Origin of the sequence: Leptolyngbya sp. FACHB-711 (assembly GCF_014695615.1) — a bacterium.
Lineage (GTDB): Bacteria > Cyanobacteriota > Cyanobacteriia > Elainellales > Elainellaceae > Leptolyngbya_A.
On the sequence record NZ_JACJOR010000179.1, the window covers coordinates 1 to 2,763 of the forward strand.

Annotated in this window: 4 protein-coding genes; all 4 read left to right on the forward strand. The window is 49.1% G+C overall.

Annotated features, from left to right (window positions below; genetic code table 11):
* On the forward strand, positions 1-236 hold a 236-nt coding region (locus H6F80_RS06335), incomplete at its 5' end, for a phosphonate C-P lyase system protein PhnH (protein WP_190790744.1).
* 101 nt (positions 237-337) lie between these two features.
* Positions 338-1,579 (forward strand): carbon-phosphorus lyase complex subunit, encoded by a 1,242-nt coding sequence (locus H6F80_RS06340; RefSeq protein ID WP_190790745.1) that lies wholly within the window; start codon positions 338-340, stop codon positions 1,577-1,579.
* 7 nt (positions 1,580-1,586) lie between these two features.
* Positions 1,587-2,489, forward strand: coding sequence for an alpha-D-ribose 1-methylphosphonate 5-phosphate C-P-lyase PhnJ (locus H6F80_RS06345; protein WP_190790746.1), 903 nt, complete (start codon positions 1,587-1,589; stop codon positions 2,487-2,489).
* Between the two features lie 92 nt (positions 2,490-2,581).
* Positions 2,582-2,763 (forward strand): ATP-binding cassette domain-containing protein (locus tag H6F80_RS06350; protein ID WP_190790747.1); only part of this gene is annotated, 182 nt, incomplete at its 3' end.

The window sequence follows — 2,763 nt, forward strand, 5'->3', positions numbered from 1 at the left end:
AAGCAGAATATCCAGAGTCTTCGACCACGTTGCTGATTCAAATTAGTAACGGAGTGGGCAAGCAGGTAACGGCGCAAGGACCGGGAATTTTAGGAGAACGATCGATCGCACCTGTTTTACCTTCCCAGTTCTGGACTCAGTGGCAAATGAACGTTCAAGCCTATCCTTTGGGAGTTGATGTATTTCTATGCAGTGAGACAGCGGTTATCGGTCTCCCTCGCACGATGAGCATTTAAACAGAAACACTCAAAACAGAATCCCAGGATGAGCTAAGCCACGGTTTGAAGAATGACAAAAAGACAACGAGAATACGTTGTACACCAGGAGGAACCAGTAAATGGCATACGTTGCGGTGAAGGGCGGTGAACAGGCAATTCAAAATGCTGAAAGTTTGCTAGAAGCAAGGCGAAGAGGTAATCTTGAAGTTCCAGAATTGACGCTAGAGCAGATTCAGCAGCAGATGAAACTGGCGATCGATCGCGTAATGTGTGAGGGTAGCCTGTATGACACTGATTTGGCAGCTTTAGCGATCAAGCAATCTTGGGGTGATTTGGTTGAGGCAATTTTCTTGCTGAGAGCATACCGTACAACCCTGCCCCGCTTTTATTACAGCCAGCCGGTTGATACCAGCCAGATGCACCTCGATCGACGAATTTCTGCCATTTTCAAAGATGTTCCGGGCGGGCAACTGTTGGGTTCTACATTTGACTATGTGCATCGCCTGCTCGATTTCAAGCTTCTTGCAGAAGGAGAAGCATCGATCGCGCCTGAAGCAGAACCTATCGATGAACCGACTCCGCGTGTGATCGATACGTTGGGACAAGAAGGTTTGATTCAGGAAGAAAAGGCTTTTCTTGCCGCCCAGGGTTCGTCTGAGCTGGAAAGAGAGCCCTTTGATTTGACTCGTCAGCCTCTCACCCTACCCGCCGATCGCTCGGCACGACTGCAAAATTTAGCCCGTGCTGATGAAGGATTCCTATTGAGCCTCGCCTACTCAACCCAGCGGGGCTACGGCAGAAATCATCCCTTTGCAGGGGAAATTCGAGTCGGTGAAGTTGAAGTGGTGATCTGCCCCGAAGAGCTGGGGTTTGAGATTGGCATTGCCGACATCACGGTGACCGAAGTGCAGATGGTCAACCAATTTCAGGGCAACAAAGAAACGCCACCCCAGTTTACGCGCGGTTATGGGTTAACGTTCGGCTACAACGAGCGCAAAGCAATGGCAATGGCACTGATGGATCGATCGCTGCAATCGAAGGAACTGGGCGAAGAGATTACCGCACCTGCACAAGACGAAGAGTTTGTGCTATCTCATTCAGACAATGTAGAGGCACAGGGGTTTGTACAGCATCTCAAGCTTCCTCACTATATTGATTTTCAAGCAGAGCTAAACATGCTGCGACAAATGCGGCAATCGGTCAATCCATCAGTCAATCCATCAGTAAACGCTGCTGAAGATGCATCCTATCATCTCGCTGAAAATCCATCTGAAGATTACTCAACGAATCAACCTGTAAATTCGATGATGACCGATCGGGCTAAAGCCGAACCCACTTTAACGGCAATGCAACAGGAGTAAGCCACCCATGATAGATTCAGAAATTCCCGATCAAGCGGTCATTCCCCAGACTGCTGCTCCTCAACGCTCATCCGCTGCTGCACCGGACTTCAACTTTGCTTATCTGGATGAGCAAACTAAGCGATCGATTCGGCGAGCATTACTCAAAGCGGTTGCGATTCCAGGACACCAAATTCCGTTTAGCTCTCGCGAAATGCCGATGTCCTATGGCTGGGGTACAGGCGGCATTCAGGTGACGGCTTCAGTCATTGGACAAAGTGATATTTTGAAAGTCATTGATCAAGGTGCAGATGATACAGCAAACGCCGTGAATATTCGCCGTTTTTTTAAGCGCGTTTGCGGTGTAGCAACGACGGAACGAACCGAAGAGGCAACCCTGATTCAAACCCGCCACCGTATTCCTGAAACTCCTTTGAAAGCAGGACAGATCATTGTCTATCAAGTGCCTATTCCCGAACCACTGCGCTGGATTGAACCTTCTGAGTCTGAAACTCGCAAACTCCACGCGCTGGAGGATTATGGGGCAATGTATGTGCGGCTGTACGAAGACATCACCCAGCATGGTCAGATTGCCACTGCCTATGATTATCCCGTGATGGTTCACGATCGCTACATGATGCGCCCCAGCCCCATTCCTCGTTTTGATAATCCTAAGATGCACATGAATCCGGCACTCCAGCTCTTTGGAGCAGGACGGGAAAAGCGAATTTATGCCGTGCCTCCCTACACACGAGTCAAAAGTCTCGACTTTGAGGATCATCCGTTTACGGTCGAGCGATGGGATAAAACCTGTGAGTTGTGTGGTTCGACGGCAAGCTACTTAGACGAAGTTGTGATCAACGATCGCGGCGATCGGATGTGGATTTGCTCGGATACGGACTACTGCAATCAGCATCAATCCAATCATTGATTACAGCCTTGTTCAGGCGATTGAAGTACAAAAAATGGGGTGCAGCCCCTGCACCTTACGTGAGTGAAAAACGCTGTAGGTCATTCTCAATCATGCAACCCCTTCTGACTGTTCGGAATTTAACCAAGTTCTACGGCACAATCTGCGCCTGCGATCGCATTTCCTTTAATCTTTATCCAGGACAGGTGCTTGGGATTATTGGCGAGTCTGGTTCTGGCAAATCGACGTTGTTAAGTGCGATCGCTGGACAGTTGCCTGTAGACAAAGGTGAACT

Bases quoted from the DNA above. Each gene is read 5' to 3' on its own strand.
- H6F80_RS06345 (WP_190790746.1), top strand. From the start codon at position 1,587: ATGATAGATTCAGAAATTCCCGATCAAGCGGTCATTCCCCAGACTGCT.
- H6F80_RS06340 (WP_190790745.1), top strand. From the start codon at position 338: ATGGCATACGTTGCGGTGAAGGGCGGTGAACAGGCAATTCAAAATGCT.